Origin of the sequence: Actinokineospora xionganensis (assembly GCF_014323725.1) — a bacterium.
Taxonomy (GTDB): domain Bacteria; phylum Actinomycetota; class Actinomycetes; order Mycobacteriales; family Pseudonocardiaceae; genus Actinokineospora; species Actinokineospora xionganensis.
Genome location: NZ_JABVED010000004.1, coordinates 154,882 through 169,611 on the forward strand (window position 1 = coordinate 154,882; position 14,730 = coordinate 169,611).

Here is a 14,730-nt window from a genome sequence, read left to right on the forward strand (position 1 = left end):
GAGTTCTTGACATCCGGTCACCTGACGCGGACGGCTGCGGATACGTTGTAGCCGTGGTCGTCCGCCGTCACGGTCCTCTTGGGCAGCCGCGGGTGGGTGTCCCTACGCCGCGTCTGCCCAAGGTAGGCCGATCTTGCGTTTGTCCAGGAAGTCGGTCAGGTCGTCCAAGGCCGCGGCGGTGCGGTCGAGGCGGGGTGGGACCTGCTCGGTGGCGAGCAGCGTGTCGATGTCGTCCAAGAGCGGCTTGAACCAGGCGGCGAAGCGGGTGTCGTCTCGCATTCGGTCTCGGAACACCGGGAAGCTGACGCATTGCGGGGGGCCGTCGGCCGGGCTGTCCGGGTCGATCATCAGGTCGCCGATGGCGCGTTGCTCGCCGCCCAGGATCAGGAAAGTGCCCAGGCCGCGGTCGGACAAGGTGGTGCCCACCGCCGTGAGTCGTTTGATCAATTCCCGGTTGTGCTTGCGGCGCCCCAAGTCCAGGAAGTCGACCTCGCGCCACATGATCTGGACGATGCACAGGTACCGGGCCAACCGGTACAGGGTCTCGTATCGAGCGTAGTCCTGGAACCGCTCGGAGCCTTCGCGGAACTCCTTGATCTGCCCGGCGACCGTGTTGCCCAGCCTGACCCGCAAGGTATGTGCGGCCTGCAGCAGGGGCACGTTGTACCGGCTCGCGAGGTGGCGCAGCCGAGCCCGCCGCTGCGCCCGGGTGCGGCGGCGTTCGAAGACCGTGCCGAGCACCGCGGTGACGACCGCTCCGCCGACCGACACCGCCGCGGCCAACACCGGGACCGTGTTCATCCTGTTCCTCTCCACCCGTGACAACCGGTGGGCACCCTATCCGAGCACCAGCAGCAGGTACGCCGCCACGAGGAGTCCACAGGCCACCACGTGGGCGCCCCTGTGCCGGATCATGATGGCGACGAACTCGCGCAGGAACGCGCTGGGCAGGAAGTAGAAGGCTGTCGGCGAGCCGATCACGTCCACCGGCAGGCGCAGGGATCGGGCCACCATGGCGGTGCGGAAAACGTGGAAGTTGTTGGTGACGGCGGCGACCCGGTCGGTCGGGGGATCGAGCAGGGCGAGGCTGAGGCGGAGGTTCTCCTCGGTGGTGGTCGCCGCGTCCTCCACCAGGATGGCCTCGGGCGGGATCGTCCTGGCCACCAGGTAGTCCCGCATAGCGGCGGCTTCGGAGACCAGTTCGTCCCGACCCTGGCCGCCGGAGACGACGAGTCGCGGTGACCGGTCCGCGCTGCGGCGGAAGATCTCCGCGCCACGGTCGAGGCGACTGGCCAGAAGAGGTGGCACTCGGTCGCCGATGAGGCCGGACCCCAGGACGATGACCGCGTCGAACCCGGACCGTCGGCCGGTGCGGCCGTAGATGATCGCGTACAGCAGCAGGCTTCCGAACAGGAACCCGACGTACCCCACGACGACGACCAGCGCACCCGAGGTGACGGCGATCCAGCCGACCTCGTCCGCGGCCGCGATCAGGAAGACCGCGTCGAGCCCCAGGATGCCGAAGCCGGTCAGCAGGGACAGCAGGTTGCCGAGCCTGCGGCCCTCGCGCAGGACCATGAACAGTCCGTTGACCACCAGCGCGACCGGCAACGCCAAGGCCAGCAGCAGCAACACCACCACGACACCGACGCCGACCACTTCCTCCGCCGCGGACGACAGGGCCCACAGCAGCAGGAACATCAGCGTGAGACCCAGCCAGACGGCGTTGCCGATCCTGCGGCGGTCGCGGGCCATGCCCACCGCGAACAGGATGGCGGGCAGGATGGCGAGCAGTCCGAACGTCACGGGCACAACATAGGTCCAGACCGCGCTGCCCGCCCCTGGAAGCCGCGGGGCCTGCGGGTCCGGCGCGGCTGGGGCGTTGGAACGTCGGTGCCATACGTGAGAATGACCGGTATGGGTGTGTCGAGTGATCAGTTCGCGCGGATGATGGACAAGCTCGCCGAGGTCGAGCGGGCCGAGGCGCGGGACTACACGTCGTTCAGCGTGCGGGGCAAGCGGTTCGGGTACCACTGGCCGCGGACCAAGACCGTCGGGTTGAAGCAGACGCTGTCCGAGCAGCTCGCGCTGGTCGCCGAGCGGCCGGACGTCTTCGAGGTGCAGTTCACCGCGGGCGGGTTCGGCTGGGTCGTGGTGTACTTGACGAAGATCGACGCCGACGAGCTGTCCGAGCTCCTCTTCGAGGCGTGGCGGCTCTCCGCCCCCGAGCTCCTCGTCGACGAGAACCCGCTCCCCTAGTACCCGTCGCCGACCCGTTCGCCGTGGTCTCCGAGGAACCTGAGCACCTCCGGCAACGCCCGTCCCCGGTAGGCGGGCCCACCCTCGCCGACCGTGACCGTCCTGGCCTTCAGTTCGTCGGCCACCCGTCGGATCCCCGGGTCCTCGCTCGGCGACCACACCCCCAGGGGCAGCCGCACCAGCCTGCTCGCGCGGCGAAGCGGATCGGCGGCGCGCCAGGTCTCCTCCGTCGCCATGCCGCCGCGCGTGCGTGCTTCGGACCAGGTGGTGAACAGGGTCGGGTCGAGCACGGCCACGGCGGCAAGACCGGGGTTCGAGGCATACGCGAGCGCTCCATAGGCGCCCTCGCCGATGCCCAGCGCCCCGAACGGAGTGCTCGCCAACCCGTGCCGGGACAGCCAGCCCGGGACCTCTTCGCTGAGCATTCGACCTGGGTCGTCGGCGCCGGTCGGCGTCCAGCTCGAACCGCCGCCGTCGACCGCGGCGACAGCGAACGGCATCTCCCCCGAGCGGGACAGCTGGGTCAGCGCCTCGACGACACCGAGGCGGCCGAACACGTCGGCGTCCTCGCCGTTTCCGTGGAACGCCAGGCAGACCGGCAGACCAACGCGGTCGACATCCTCCGGGCGGTACATGACCACCCGGACATCACGGCCGCGCGCGTACGACAGGGCGCGGAACACCGTCACCGGTCCGACTGGGGCTGCCGCGGAGGTGGCCGCCCGCGGCGGTTGTGGGAGCGGTTCGACCGGCTCGCGCCGACATCCGGCGGCGAGCAGGCCCGACGCTCCCACGAGGAAACCGCGCCGCGACACCCGGCCGACATCCACCCGATCCCCCATCACGCGCACGCCAGCACGTCGGCCCGGAACTCGTCGATCAGCTGCTCTGTCTTCGCCGTGCGCTCCTGGTCGTAGGTGCCCGCGTTGGCCGCGGTGACGACGAACGACCCCGAGTCCACGACGGCGCCACGCCGGTTGTTCTTGCACTCACCGATGGACAGCTGGGTCAGCGCCCAAGTGCCCACGTAGGCCTGTCCGACCGGGTTCTGCACCACCGTCGCGGCCACGGTGCCGTCGCGGATGCCGTCGAGGATCAGCGGATCGTCGTCGATACCCACGATCTTGATCGGCAGGCCGGAGGACCGCACACCACGGACAGTCGCGATGGCGGGGATGTATCCGGTCGTCACGATGGCGTTGATCGACGCGCCCTTGGTCGCGACCAGGTCGAGGACCGCCTTGTCCGCCGTGGCCTGGTCCTGGTCGAGATCGGTCACCGTCGCCAACAGCGTCACGGCGCCCGCGGTCTCGTCCACCGCGTGCCGGACCCCCGCCATCCGACGCAAGGTGTTCGTGTCGACCGAGTTCCCGGTCAGGTGCACCAGCGTGCCCCGGCCACCGATGGCGCCGATCGCGGCCTTGGCGGCCTTGTACGCCGCGATCTCCACATCGGTGGCGAGGCAGAAGTCGGCCTTGTTCGTCGTCTCCCCCGGGCAGGACCCCAGCGACGCGACCACCATGCCGTCCCGCTTGAGCCGCGAGAACATCGCGTTGGTGTCCACTTGAGACACGGCGAACACGCCGAAGGCGGTGTAGCCCTGCGCGCTCAACGAGTTCAGGGTCCGGTTCTGCTTGGCCTGGTCCCAGTCGCTCGACTCGTCAAAGGTCACCTCGCCGACGGCGAACCGCTCCTTGGCCTGGGCGCCACCGACCCGCCACAGGGCGAAATAGGGATGCGGGCCACCTGGCACCAGTGCCACCTTCACCTCCTTGGACCGCGAGGACTCGGTGACGGGAGGCGGCGAACCGCAGGCCGACACCAGGGTCAACACCATTGCCGCCGCCACGAGTCTTCGGCCGTTGCTCGCTCGCGACATGGTCAGAGAATCCACTTCTGGGCCGCGGAGCCGTTGCAGGTCCACAACCGCAGGGCGGTGCCCGCGGCCGTGGCGCCGGCCGCGGCCTCCACGCATTTCCCGCCGATCCCGGTGATGGCGCCGCCCGCGGTGAGTGTCCACTTCTGGTTGGCCGACCCCGAGCACGTCCACATGATCACGGCGGTGCCGTCCGCCGACCCGCCGCCGCTCGCGTCCAGGCAGCGGCCGGCGTCCCCGGTGACCGAACCCGCCGGGCCGTTGAGGATCCACCGCTGGGCCGCGCTCCGGTCGCAGTCCGCGATCCGCACCGCGGTCCCGTTGGTCGGGCCGCCGGTCATGCAGCGGCCGGACACCGGGTTCACCAGGGCGACCGCCCACTTCTGCGCGGCGGACCCGTTGCAGGTCCACAACCGCAACGCGGTGCCCGCGGCCGTGGCGCCGCCCGCGGCCTCCACGCACTTGCCGCCGATCCCGGTGATGGCGCCACCCGCGGTGAGTGTCCACTTCTGGTTGGCCGAGCCGGAACAGGTCCAGCCGATGAGCTTCGTGCCATCCGCCGAGCTGCCACCACTGGCGTCCAGGCAGCTGCCGTCCTTGCCGGTGATCGCACCGGTCGTCTCGTTGTAGATCCAGTCCTGGTGGGTGGCGCCCGCGCAGTCCCCGAGCTGCACGGCGGTTCCCGCGGTCGAACTGCCGCCCGCGAGTTCGGCGCAGCGACCGGACTGCGGGTTGCGGATCGGGTTGCCGTTGACCACTGCGGGCGGCGGGGTCACCGGCGGCATCGTGCCGGTCGCCCGGTACCGGTGGCCCGCGACCGCGGTGAACGTGATCCGGTCCCCCGTCCTGGTCGGGGTCACGGCTTGGCCGGTGGTCAGGTCGGTGAGGGTGTAGCCGCCGGAGAACATCGGGTTGCGGACGTTGAGTGTGCCCGCGTTCGCCGGGGTCAGGGTGAACTCGGTGGATCCGGTGGACGCCCACGCGGCGTCGACTGTCACGTCACCGCGGGCTTTGAGGCCGCTGACGGACCCACTCCCCCACGCCGCGGGCTTCGCGGGCAGCACGTGGATGTCGCCGGTCTGGCTCTGCAGCAGCATTTCCGTGACACCGGCGGTCGCGCCGAAGTTGCCGTCGATCTGGAACGGCGGGTGCGTGTCGAACAGGTTCGCCAGAGTGCTGCCCTTGAGCTGCTCGGCGAGCATCTTGTGCGCGTGGTCTCCGTCGAGCAGCCGCGCCCAGAAATTGATCTTCCAGGCCTTGCTCCAGCCGGTGCCGCCGTCGCCGCGCGCGGTCAACGACACCTTGGCGGCGTCGGCGAACGCTGTGGCAGGCGCGATCTGGTGGCCGGGGTGCAGCGCGTAGAGGTGCGAGACGTGCCGGTGGGTGTCGGTCCGGCTGTCCAGGTCGGCCTTCCACTCCTGCAACTGGCCCCACGAGCCGACCTTGAGGCCCGGGTCGAGCTTGCCCAGCGCGGTCTGCAGCCGAGTGCGCAAAGTGCTGTCGACGCCGAGCTTGGTGGCGGCGGCGAGCGTGTCGGTGAACAGGCCCCAGACGATCTGCTGGGCCATGGCGTCGCCCGCGGTGAAGTCGCCGTGTTCCGGGGAGTAGCTGGGCGAGACGACCAGCTTGCCGTCTCGCGGGTCGGTGCGCAGGTTCGCGAGCCAGAACTCGGTGGCGCCCTTGAGCAGCGGGTAGGCGCGGTCGCGCAGCAAGGCGGTGTCCTGGTTGAACGTGTAGAGGTCGTAGACCTGCGAGGCGAGCCAGCCATTGGCCTCGGGGAACCAGAACGCGGTCGCCCAGTCGTGCACACCGGTGAAGCCGAACGGGTTCGTCTCGTTGTGCACGACCCAACCCGCGGTGCCGAACATCTCGGCCGCGGTCTTCTGCCCTGGCGCCATCAGCGTCTCCACGAACCGGGTGAAGGGTTCGGCGGTCTCGGCGAGGTTGGCCTGGCCCGCGAGCCAGTAGTTCATCTGCAGGTTGATGTTGGTGTGGTAGTCGGAGCTCCACGGCGGGGACGTCGAGTTGTTCCAGACGCCCTGCAGGTTGGCCGGGAGGGAACCCGCCCGCGAGGAGGCGATGAGCAGATAGCGGCCGTACTGGTAGAACAGCGCCTCCAGCGCCCGGTCGTCGGCCGAGACGCCGCCGGTGTAGGCCGAGCGCAGGTCGTCGGTGGGCTTGTTCGGCATGACCTGGCCGATGTTCAGCTTGACCCGGCTGAAGAGTCCATTGTGGTCTGCGACATGGGCGGCGCGCAGGTCGGCGTAAGCCTTGGCGGAGGCGGTGTCGACGGCGGCGGTCACCGCGGCGGTCGGGTCCGGGCCGCGGTAGGTCGGGTACGTGTCGGCGTAGTTCGTGCCCGCCGAGAGGACGAGTGTGGCACTGTTCGCGCCGGACACCGTCACCTGCCCGTTCCCGTTGGTGACCGTGCCACCGTCGGCCCGCACCTGGACCTGCGCCTCGAAGAGCATGCCGTTGTCGGCGAGTTTGCCCCGGATCTTGAGCCTGCCGCCCGCCGCGGTCGCCGCGAAGTCGGCGCGCGGCGAGGTGTAGCGCAGGGTGAACGAGACCTTGCCCGGCTCGCTCGCGCCCAGGCGGCCGACGACCGCGTTCCCCGGATGGCTGGCGAAGTACTCGCGGCTGTGTGTCACGCCGTTCGCGACGTAGCCGACCTTGGCGATGCCCGCGGCGAGGTCCAGCTCGCGCCGGTATCCGCTGTAGGCCGACGTCGCGGTGTCGATCCGCATGTCGCCGAAGGTCTGGTAGGCGCCGAACCCGCGCTTGGGCTGCCCCAGCTTCCCCGCGACCCAGGTCGGATCGGCCTTGCCGTCGCGGTCGATCGCGGACACGACCTCGTCGATGGCGCCGGGGCGCGGCGCGGTCCAGTTGCCGAAGTCGTAGCCCTGCGTGGAACCGGGGCCGCCGGTCCACAGCGACTTCTCGTTGAACTGCAGCTGCTCGGAGGCCACGCCGCCGAAGACCATCGCGCCCAGCGCGCCGTTGCCGATCGGCAGCGCCCGGCTCTCCCAGTCGCCCGCGGGCTCGTCGTACCACAGGGTGTCGGCGCTCGCCGCCGACTCCTGTGCGGCCGAGCTGGGCGAGACCACGGCGATGCCGGTCGAGATCAGCACTCCCGCGGCGACAGCGGACAGGAGTGACCTCAGTGAGCTGCGTGCGCGCATCGAACGCCCTCCACCAACGGCGGTACCGACCAGTTGAAACCGATCGGTCATCGGATGAATCAGTCACACAGGTTGAACGTGAGCTGAATCTCGGCACACAATGCCGCAAGGTGGCGTGTGACACAAGACATAGATCCGATGTATCTGGGCGTAGCGGCTGGTTTACTCCATGTTGCGCGCGAGGATGCCGAGGGTGGCCCGCAGCGCGGCCTCGGGGATGACCGGGAAGATGTTCTTGTCCCGGTACCGCTCCTCGATCTCGCTCCAGTCGTAGTACGAGGTCACCAGGGTCCCGATCTCGCTGGGCTCGAGCCGGTAGCCGTACAGGTGCCTGATCGGGGGCTGGATCTGCCCCGAGATGGTCCACTCGATGGCGGCGTCCGGCTCGAACCGGGTGATGATCACGGTGACCTGGTATTTGCCCATCGGGTAGTCGTTGAGCGCCTCGCGGTCCATGTGCACGACGAACTCGTCGCCCACCTGCCGCACCGGGTCACCCTCGGCGGACTGGAGCATCCCGGAACTGTCGATCGCCACGTGCCCGCGCGGGTCGCACAGCAAGGCGAACACCTTCGCCGGTGGCGCGGCGATCTGTCGTTGTACCTCGAATCGCTCATCGGTCATGACCCACTTTCGCATAGCGGGCCGACGGCGTGGTCTTGGTCGGTGGCCTCGGGCATGCTTACCGGCATGAGCGCTCCCACCGACACACCGCTGGAGATGCTGGCCCGCGTAGCGGAGGGCGAGCGGGCCCGGTTCGAGGGACGCAACCTGCGGGTGCGCCGCTCCCCCATCGTGCACGCGGTCCGGTGGGCGCCGTGGCTGGCGAGCCTGACGCTGCCCGCGCCCGCGTGCGGTCAGGGCTGGTCGGGCACGGGCGTCGGCGAGTTGCACGCGGTGGCGGAAACCGTCACCTGCTCGAACTGCCTGGCCTCGCCGACGGCCCGCGCCGGCGCCGCTCCCGTCGACTCGGCACACCAGATCGCCTTGCCGCTGCAGTTGCACTGACAGCGGGCACGTGCGCTTGAAAGCGCGGCACGACAAGCCCGCGCACGCGAGGAAGGCGTGCGCGGGCTCATCAGGCTGTCAGCCCCGGTCGCAGAGGGCGGCGCCCAGGGCGACGGTGCGGTCGACTCCCGCGCCGCTGATCGCGTCGACAGCGGGCAGGACGTTCATCACCACGAAGGCCGACCGTCCGTCAGTGGTCGCGGCCGCGACGGACTGGTAGCCGGGCCAGAGGCCCGGGTGGCCGTAGGCCACGCTATCGCAGGGGAGCGAGTAGCGGATCAGGCCGAGTCCGTAGTCCACGCCCGGGCCGGGCATACCCGTCACCTTGAGCATCTCCGCGAGCTGCGGGGCGGGGACGACCTTGCCGGTGATCAGGGCCTGGAAGAACTTCGTCGCGTCGGCCCCGCTGGTCACGATGCCGCCGCTGGACTGGCCGACGCTGGGCTCGACGACCTGGGTGAAGTCGGCGTACACCACTCGGCCGACGTAGCCGCGGACGTGGCCCGGCGGCAGTGCCTTGTCGCCGGGGGTGGGGATGTAGGTGTTGGTCAGGCCGAGCGGGGTGATGATCCTCGACCGAAGCTCCTGCTCGTAGGTCCGCCCGGTGACCTTCTCGATGATCATGCCGGCGAGCAGGAAGTTGGTACCGGAGTACTGGTGTGAGGTCCCCGGGGCGAAGTACGGCGCGACCGACAGGCCCCAGCCCACCATCTCCGCCTTCGTGTGGGTGAACAGGTGGACGAAGGGGTTGAGGGTGAAGGGGAGGACGTAGTCGGCGATCCCGCTGGTGTGGTTCAGCAGCTGGCGCACGGTGATCTTGGTTCCGTCATAGCCGTTTCCCTTGACCACACCGGGAAGGTAGGTCTCCACGCTGCCGTCGAGGTCGAGCTTTCCCTCGGCGACGAGCTGCAGCGTGATCGCGGACGTGAACGACTTGGTCAGACTGCCCGCGCGGACCTTGTGGTCCGGGCCGAACGGGAGATTCTGGCCCAGCGCCCGGGTCCCGCTGGACAGGTCCCACTGGGTGTCGCCGTCGCGGACCACGACGCCCGCCCCGGGCGAGACGTTGGTGGTCCTGAGGGTGTCGATGGCGGCCTGCGTGGCCGCGTGCGGCTCCGCCGCGGACGCCGCGGGCGCGATGCCGACCGACGCGGCGACGATCACCCCCGCCAACACCCAGCTGGTCCCCCTGATTTTCGTGCGCATGCGTTTCCTCTCCTCGAAAGTGGGAGCCGACTCCCTTCGGCTGCCAGCCGATTCTCTCGGCCGGATCGGGGCGACCATGGCCGAATGCCGTGGCCCACCTGCGCCATTGCTCACACAGGTCGCGCGAGGACGGCCTTCGTGGAACGCCGGAAATGTAGGTTCGCCATTGTCCAGGCCATATCCCACAATCAGGGGGAATCCACAGATGTCTCGGGGAATCCGATCCAAACCCAGGCGCGCGGCGCTGGGGCTCGCCGTCGTCGGCCTCACCGCGAGCCTGCTGGGTGTCGCGGCTCCGACCTCGGCCGCGGCCACCACCGTCACCCTCGGCGGCGGAAGCGGGATCGCTTTCGACCAAGGACTGCCGGGTGACGTGACGCAGGCGACCGCGGCCGGTTGCACTCTCACGGCGGTCGGGTACGACCGGACCGGGAACCTGGTCGGTCTGACCAACGCCCACTGCTTCATCCGGGCCGACGGCACCAAACTGGTCGGCGAGCCGATCTACAAGAACATCGCGCCCGCGGGCACCGCGTTCAACGCGGCCAAAGTGATCACGCCCGACACCGACACCGGCGTCGTCGGCACCGTCACCCACGTCAGCACCCCGAACAACCTGCTGTCGGACGGACCCGACGGCCTGGACTACGCGGTGATCGACCTGGACGAAACCAAGGTCGCGCCCACGACCACCGTCGGTGGGGTGACGATCACCTCGGTCGGCGCCGTCCCGGGGGTCGGTGTCCGGATGTGCAAGCAGGGCCAGACGACCGGGCTCACCTGCGGCTTCAACCTCGGCACCAGCGGGATCTGGTTCGCCCACACGGTCTGGACCTGGGCGGGCGACTCGGGCGCGCCCGTCGTGGTGGGCCAGACGCTGGTGGGCAACGCGTGGGGCCTGCAGCACAGCAGCCCGATCCTGAGCATCATCGCCGACATGGACGCCAACGGCGGTGTCGGCGCGGGATTCCGGGTCGCGGCCTAGGAAATCGGGGTCGGGCGACGTCGCCCGACCCCCTTTCCGTGCCGTCAAAGCCAACCGCGGCGGGAAGCCTGCACCCCCGCCTGGAACCTCGTCGTGGCGCCAAGGCGGTCGAACAGGGCAGCGGTGCGCCGCACCACCGTGCGCCGCGACAGGTTCAGCCTGCGGGCGATCGCGTCGTCGGTCGCCCCGCTGGCCATCAGCGAGATGATCTGCCGGTCCCGGTCGTCGACGAAACCCTCGATGCGTGAGGCCGACACCGGAACCGAGAGCTTCCACAGGGTCTCGAACACCCCGGACAGCACGTCGAGCAGACCGGACGGCCGGACGAACAGCGACACCACGCCATGCGCGCCCTCCGCCTCCAGGGTGAGCACCGCGGAGTCGTAGTCGGCCAGCAGCAGCTTGATCGGCGGATCCTCGAGCGTGCGCGCCTGCTCCCCCGCCGCCATCATCCGCGCCATGTTGGGCCCGATCAGCGGGTCGTCGAAGGCGGAGTCGAAGTAGATGGTCCGGTAGACCACCCCCGCGTCCATCCGTTCGCGCTGCATCACTTCCTGGTTGACGTAGTACTCGTCGGGCGCGAAGTACGGCGGCCGGTCGACCACCCGGAACTGCTCCTTGGCGGCACGTTGCATCTGCTGCGCCGTCCACGAGATGCGCGCGGTGTCGTCGATGACCTCCAGCGCGCCGTAGTGGCCGCTTTCCCTGCGGACGAAGCGGAACAGTTGCTCCAGCTCGAGCCCGTTGCGCCGGAGCCCGGCCTGGCGCTCGGCGTCGCGGCGCAGCAACTCCTCGGTCACCTCCGCGGGCGAGTGCGCCTCCCACGCTCCCCCGAGCTCGGAGACCGCCCCGTCGTCGAGCAGGTCGCGCAGTGTGGTCTCCACGACCTCCGCGGAGAGCCCCGTCCGCTCGACGATGCCCGGCACCCGCGTCCGCGGTTGGCCCACGAGGGCCCGGTACACCCGCCCATGGTGCGTCTCGGCGTCCAGCACGTCACCCATGCCCACCCCCCAGGCCGATTCGATACTCGCGAGTATCGAGTTGGCGGGGCGCCATGGTCAATTCCATGGAATCAAATGTGACACTCACTGCAGCGGCGGCGGCCCCCGTGGGAACCGCCGCCGCAGGGCACTGATCAGCCGCAGAGCGCGAGGTCGATCGCTTCGCCGAGCGGCACCATGTGGGGCTGGGCCGGACCGATGTTGGCGTTGCTGACCGTCACCACCTGCTTGCCGTCCGCGGTGGCGAAGGCGGCGGTGACGAAGCCCGGCATCACGCCGTTGTGCCCGTAGGCGGTGACGCCGCAGGACAGCTTGGCGACGACCAGGCCGAGTCCGTAGCTCCAGGGGTCGTCGGTGAACGTCGTGCGCATCTCGGCCAACTGCGCGGGCGGAAGCAGCTTGCCCTCGGCGAGCAGCGCGGCGAACTTGGCCATGTCGCGGCTGGTCGAGACCATCGATCCCGCCGCCCAGCCGAGGGTCGGGCTGTAGTGCGTGGTGTCGATCTTCAGGGTGGGCAGCAGGTGGGTGTAGCCGAAGGAGAACGGCTCGGGCAGCCGGTGCTTCTCCGCGGCGGGCAACTCGGTCTCGGTGAGGCCGTGCGGCACGGTGATCCGGTTCCGGATCTCCTGGGACACCGAGTTTCCGGTGCTCTTCTCGATCAGCAGGCCGAGGATGATGTAGTTGGTGTTGGAGTAGAGGAAGGTCGCGCCAGGAGCGCCGTTCGAGCCCTTGGCCAGTCCGTTGCGGGCCAGCGCGGCCGGGTCGTGGGTGGCCCACAGGTTGAGCGGGTTGACGAACATCGTGCCCAGGTAGTCGCGGATGCCGCTGGTGTGCTGCAGCAGGTGCCGGACGGTGATCTTCGTGCCGTCGTGGCCGTTGCCCGCGACCAGACCGGGCAGGTGCTGCTCGATCGGCTCGTCGAGCGCCAGCTTGCCCTCGGCGACCAACTGGAGCACGACCGTCGAGACGAACGACTTGGTCACGCTGGCAATGCGGTAGTGGTCGTCGTCCGCGATCGGCCGGTTCTCGAAGGCGGAGACCTTGCCCGCCTGGGCCGCCCAGGTCTTGTCGCCCGACCGGAACACCGACGCGCCCATCGCCCGGTAGTAGGTCACCACCTTGTCGACCTTGACCTGCACCTGGGCCTGGGCGTCGCCCTGCGCCGCCGACGCGGTCGCCGCGCCGGACACGGTCACGGCCACCACCGCCGCGAGCAGTCCGCCGACCAGTCTCTTGATTGCCATGGGGGTTTCGCCGCACCTTTCGTCATCCGGCCGGAATGTCCGGCCAGTCCTGCGAATCATGGCTTGGGGTGACAGTCGTGTGGGGTGGTTTCGTTGGCCTACATGGGAATCTGTCCCAGATGCGCCATGGTCGGCTGGGCGGCGGTAGCGTGCCCGGGTGAAGTCGACCGCCCCCACTCCCCGCGTCCGGCGCCTCGAGGTCCGTCGCCGCATCCTGGCCGCCGCGGCCGAGCAGTTCGCTGAACGCGGGATCCACGCGACCCGGTTGGAGGATGTCGCGGCAGCGGCGGGATTCACCCGCGGCGCGGTGTACTCCAACTTCGCGGGCAAGGACGACCTCGTCGCCGCGGTGATCGCCGACCGGGTCGAGGGGATGACCGGGAAGGGCCTGGCGCTGACCCTGGGGGCGGGGGCTGGCCTGCCCGCACTGGTGGCGTCATACCTGGCGTCGCAGGTCAAGGCCGACACGACCGGACACCGGCTGGCCCTGGAGACCCTGCTCTACGCCGCCCGCGACGATGAGCTGCGGGAGCGACTCCTCGGCTCACGCAAGATCCTGCGGGCGGCGGTGGCCGACTGGCTCCGGGAGTACGCCAGGCAGTCGGGCGCCGAGTTGCCGCTGCCGCCCGACGTACTCGCCATGACGCTCATCGCCCTGGTGAACGGGATCGCCTCGGAGTACCTGGCCGATCCCAGCCCGGCACCGCTGGACGCGTTGGCGCAGGCCATCGTCCATCTCGTCCCGTCACCCCCCTGAGCGCGAGGGAGACGACGACGGGCACCAGGTAGACCAGCGGGAACGCGAGGTGTGAGTACCAGCGAGCCGGGCCACGGTGACGACGGCGCCGGTGAAGCAGGGGATCAGGCAGATGGCGGCCATGAGCCCGATGACCGGCACGAACAGCCGGTCACCAGGCCCGCGCCGAGCCACGGCCACCACGCGCGGGGCACGCCGTAGTCGGCCGGCGGCTCCGACGAGGGCCTATGGTGCGCGATCCGGCATGTCGAACGCGCGGAACAAGGCGGGTTCGTGGAACATGGTGATTCGGTCGATTTTCCTCCCTGCCAACGTAAGCACCAGGATCGCGTGGGCGTGGTATTCACCATCGTCCTGTCGCATGTAGACGGCGTAGGCGGGTTGGCCGTTGGCGATCGTGGGGAACAGCCGCATGGCTCCGCAGGTGCGTAGGCGGGTGGACAGGAAGCCGCCCACGTTGTCGCGGCCTGCGTACCAGGTGGGGATGGGGGGCATTTCGAAGACGGCGTCTTCGCTCAGCAGTCGCATGATGGTGGGGATGTCGGCGTCCTCGAAGGCCTTGGCGTAGTCGTGCACCAAGGCTTTCTGGTGGGGGTCGGTGGGCTCCACGACGGTGTCCTCCACCGGGTCTGCCGCCGCCAGCTGGGTTCGGGCGCGTTGCAGGGAGCTGTTCACCGAAGCTGTGGTGGTGTTGAGGAGTTGGGCGACTTCCGCCGCCCGCCAGGCCAGCACGTCCCGCAGCAGCAGCACGGCGCGTTGGCGGGGTGGGAGGTGTTGCAGGGCGGCGGCGAAGGCCAGGCGGGTGGTGTGGCGGGACTCGACCGTGGCGGCCGGGTCGGGGGCGAGCATGGTGTCGGGGAAAGGTTGCAACCACCGTGTTTCCGGCCGCCGCGGGTCCACGGGACCGGTCGGGTCGTCGCTTGGGCCTGCCAGGCCCGAGGGCAGTGGGCGGCGGGTTCCGCGCTCCAAAGCCTTCAGGCAGGCCCGCGTCGCGATCTTGTACAGCCAGGTGCGCAGGGACGACCGGCCCTCGAAGTCGCCGTAGGCACGCCAGGCCAGCAGGTACGTCTCCTGGACCAGGTCCTCGGCCTCATGGATCGAGCCGAGCATCCGGTAGCAGTGCGCGAGCAGCTCCGTTCGGAACGGGTCGGTGAGCCTGGCGAAATCCTCGCCCGCCCGCTCCTGGGTTGTCGATGACACCAACTGCTCCTC

At 69.7% G+C, this 14,730-nt stretch carries 14 protein-coding genes; 4 read left to right on the forward strand and 10 right to left on the reverse strand.

Features of this window, described 5'->3' with window-relative positions; all coding sequences use genetic code 11:
- Positions 1 to 102: 102 nt before the first annotated feature.
- Both GPZ80_RS09425 and GPZ80_RS09430 read right to left on the reverse strand, forming a co-directional pair.
- Complete coding sequence (locus GPZ80_RS09425; RefSeq protein WP_187219911.1) at positions 103 to 801, reverse strand: hypothetical protein; 699 nt, start codon at positions 799 to 801, stop codon at positions 103 to 105.
- A gap of 36 nt (positions 802 to 837) precedes the next feature.
- Entirely contained in the window at positions 838 to 1,806 is a 969-nt protein-coding gene (locus GPZ80_RS09430; RefSeq protein ID WP_312880223.1) for a YdcF family protein, read from the reverse strand.
- A gap of 111 nt (positions 1,807 to 1,917) precedes the next feature.
- Here GPZ80_RS09430 and GPZ80_RS09435 point away from each other — a divergent pair, with 111 nt between their 5' ends.
- Positions 1,918 to 2,259 (forward strand): MmcQ/YjbR family DNA-binding protein, encoded by a 342-nt coding sequence (locus GPZ80_RS09435; protein ID WP_187219912.1) that lies wholly within the window; start codon positions 1,918 to 1,920, stop codon positions 2,257 to 2,259.
- Here GPZ80_RS09435 and GPZ80_RS09440 read toward each other — a convergent pair.
- The 4 genes from GPZ80_RS09440 to GPZ80_RS09455 form a co-directional block, all read right to left on the reverse strand.
- Complete coding sequence (locus GPZ80_RS09440; protein ID WP_187219913.1) at positions 2,256 to 3,101, reverse strand: alpha/beta hydrolase; 846 nt, start codon at positions 3,099 to 3,101, stop codon at positions 2,256 to 2,258. The genes GPZ80_RS09435 and GPZ80_RS09440 overlap by 4 nt on opposite strands.
- Positions 3,101 to 4,138 (reverse strand): sugar ABC transporter substrate-binding protein, encoded by a 1,038-nt coding sequence (locus tag GPZ80_RS09445; protein ID WP_187219914.1) that lies wholly within the window; start codon positions 4,136 to 4,138, stop codon positions 3,101 to 3,103. The genes GPZ80_RS09440 and GPZ80_RS09445 overlap by 1 nt, the downstream gene beginning before the upstream one ends.
- A gap of 2 nt (positions 4,139 to 4,140) precedes the next feature.
- The gene (locus tag GPZ80_RS09450; protein ID WP_187219915.1) at positions 4,141 to 7,317 is read right to left on the reverse strand and encodes a glycosyl hydrolase family 95 catalytic domain-containing protein; all 3,177 of its coding nucleotides are present in this window, start codon (positions 7,315 to 7,317) and stop codon (positions 4,141 to 4,143) included.
- A gap of 162 nt (positions 7,318 to 7,479) precedes the next feature.
- Positions 7,480 to 7,941: an SRPBCC family protein gene (locus GPZ80_RS09455; RefSeq protein WP_187219916.1), complete on the reverse strand. Its 462-nt coding sequence runs from the start codon at positions 7,939 to 7,941 to the stop codon at positions 7,480 to 7,482.
- Between the two features lie 66 nt (positions 7,942 to 8,007).
- On the opposite strand from GPZ80_RS09455, the gene GPZ80_RS09460 reads away from it, so the two are divergent.
- A complete protein-coding gene (locus tag GPZ80_RS09460; protein ID WP_187219917.1) occupies positions 8,008 to 8,325 on the forward strand; it encodes a hypothetical protein in 318 nt (105 codons plus the stop codon).
- A 78-nt stretch (positions 8,326 to 8,403) separates the two neighbouring features.
- Here GPZ80_RS09460 and GPZ80_RS09465 read toward each other — a convergent pair whose 3' ends face one another.
- Complete coding sequence (locus GPZ80_RS09465) at positions 8,404 to 9,531, reverse strand: serine hydrolase domain-containing protein (protein WP_187219918.1); 1,128 nt, start codon at positions 9,529 to 9,531, stop codon at positions 8,404 to 8,406.
- A gap of 205 nt (positions 9,532 to 9,736) precedes the next feature.
- On the opposite strand from GPZ80_RS09465, the gene GPZ80_RS09470 reads away from it, so the two are divergent.
- The gene (locus GPZ80_RS09470; protein ID WP_187219919.1) at positions 9,737 to 10,516 is read left to right on the forward strand and encodes a chymotrypsin family serine protease; all 780 of its coding nucleotides are present in this window, start codon (positions 9,737 to 9,739) and stop codon (positions 10,514 to 10,516) included.
- Positions 10,517 to 10,560: 44 nt separating this feature from the next.
- Here GPZ80_RS09470 and GPZ80_RS09475 read toward each other — a convergent pair whose 3' ends face one another.
- Together GPZ80_RS09475 and GPZ80_RS09480 are read right to left on the reverse strand one after the other, a co-directional pair.
- On the reverse strand, positions 10,561 to 11,517 hold the full coding sequence (locus tag GPZ80_RS09475) for a helix-turn-helix transcriptional regulator (RefSeq protein ID WP_187219920.1): 957 nt from the start codon (positions 11,515 to 11,517) through the stop codon (positions 10,561 to 10,563).
- Positions 11,518 to 11,651: 134 nt separating this feature from the next.
- Positions 11,652 to 12,761 carry a serine hydrolase domain-containing protein gene (locus GPZ80_RS09480; RefSeq protein ID WP_187219921.1) on the reverse strand — a complete coding sequence of 370 codons (1,110 nt, stop codon included), beginning with the start codon at positions 12,759 to 12,761 and terminating at the stop codon, positions 11,652 to 11,654.
- 157 nt (positions 12,762 to 12,918) lie between these two features.
- Here GPZ80_RS09480 and GPZ80_RS09485 point away from each other — a divergent pair, with 157 nt between their 5' ends.
- Complete coding sequence (locus GPZ80_RS09485; protein WP_187219922.1) at positions 12,919 to 13,518, forward strand: TetR/AcrR family transcriptional regulator; 600 nt, start codon at positions 12,919 to 12,921, stop codon at positions 13,516 to 13,518.
- Between the two features lie 225 nt (positions 13,519 to 13,743).
- On the opposite strand, the gene GPZ80_RS09490 is transcribed toward GPZ80_RS09485, so the two are convergent.
- Entirely contained in the window at positions 13,744 to 14,718 is a 975-nt protein-coding gene (locus GPZ80_RS09490) for a sigma-70 family RNA polymerase sigma factor (RefSeq protein WP_187219923.1), read from the reverse strand.
- Positions 14,719 to 14,730 lie beyond the last annotated feature (12 nt).

Coding starts and splice junctions, on each gene's coding strand:
- GPZ80_RS09425 (WP_187219911.1), bottom strand. CDS start 801: ATGAACACGGTCCCGGTGTTGGCCGCGGCGGTGTCGGTCGGCGGAGCG.
- GPZ80_RS09435 (WP_187219912.1), top strand. CDS start 1,918: ATGGGTGTGTCGAGTGATCAGTTCGCGCGGATGATGGACAAGCTCGCC.
- GPZ80_RS09440 (WP_187219913.1), bottom strand. CDS start 3,101: ATGGGGGATCGGGTGGATGTCGGCCGGGTGTCGCGGCGCGGTTTCCTC.
- GPZ80_RS09445 (WP_187219914.1), bottom strand. CDS start 4,138: ATGTCGCGAGCGAGCAACGGCCGAAGACTCGTGGCGGCGGCAATGGTG.
- GPZ80_RS09450 (WP_187219915.1), bottom strand. CDS start 7,317: ATGCGCGCACGCAGCTCACTGAGGTCACTCCTGTCCGCTGTCGCCGCG.
- GPZ80_RS09455 (WP_187219916.1), bottom strand. CDS start 7,941: ATGACCGATGAGCGATTCGAGGTACAACGACAGATCGCCGCGCCACCG.
- GPZ80_RS09460 (WP_187219917.1), top strand. CDS start 8,008: ATGAGCGCTCCCACCGACACACCGCTGGAGATGCTGGCCCGCGTAGCG.
- GPZ80_RS09465 (WP_187219918.1), bottom strand. CDS start 9,531: ATGCGCACGAAAATCAGGGGGACCAGCTGGGTGTTGGCGGGGGTGATC.
- GPZ80_RS09470 (WP_187219919.1), top strand. CDS start 9,737: ATGTCTCGGGGAATCCGATCCAAACCCAGGCGCGCGGCGCTGGGGCTC.
- GPZ80_RS09475 (WP_187219920.1), bottom strand. CDS start 11,517: ATGGGTGACGTGCTGGACGCCGAGACGCACCATGGGCGGGTGTACCGG.
- GPZ80_RS09480 (WP_187219921.1), bottom strand. CDS start 12,761: ATGGCAATCAAGAGACTGGTCGGCGGACTGCTCGCGGCGGTGGTGGCC.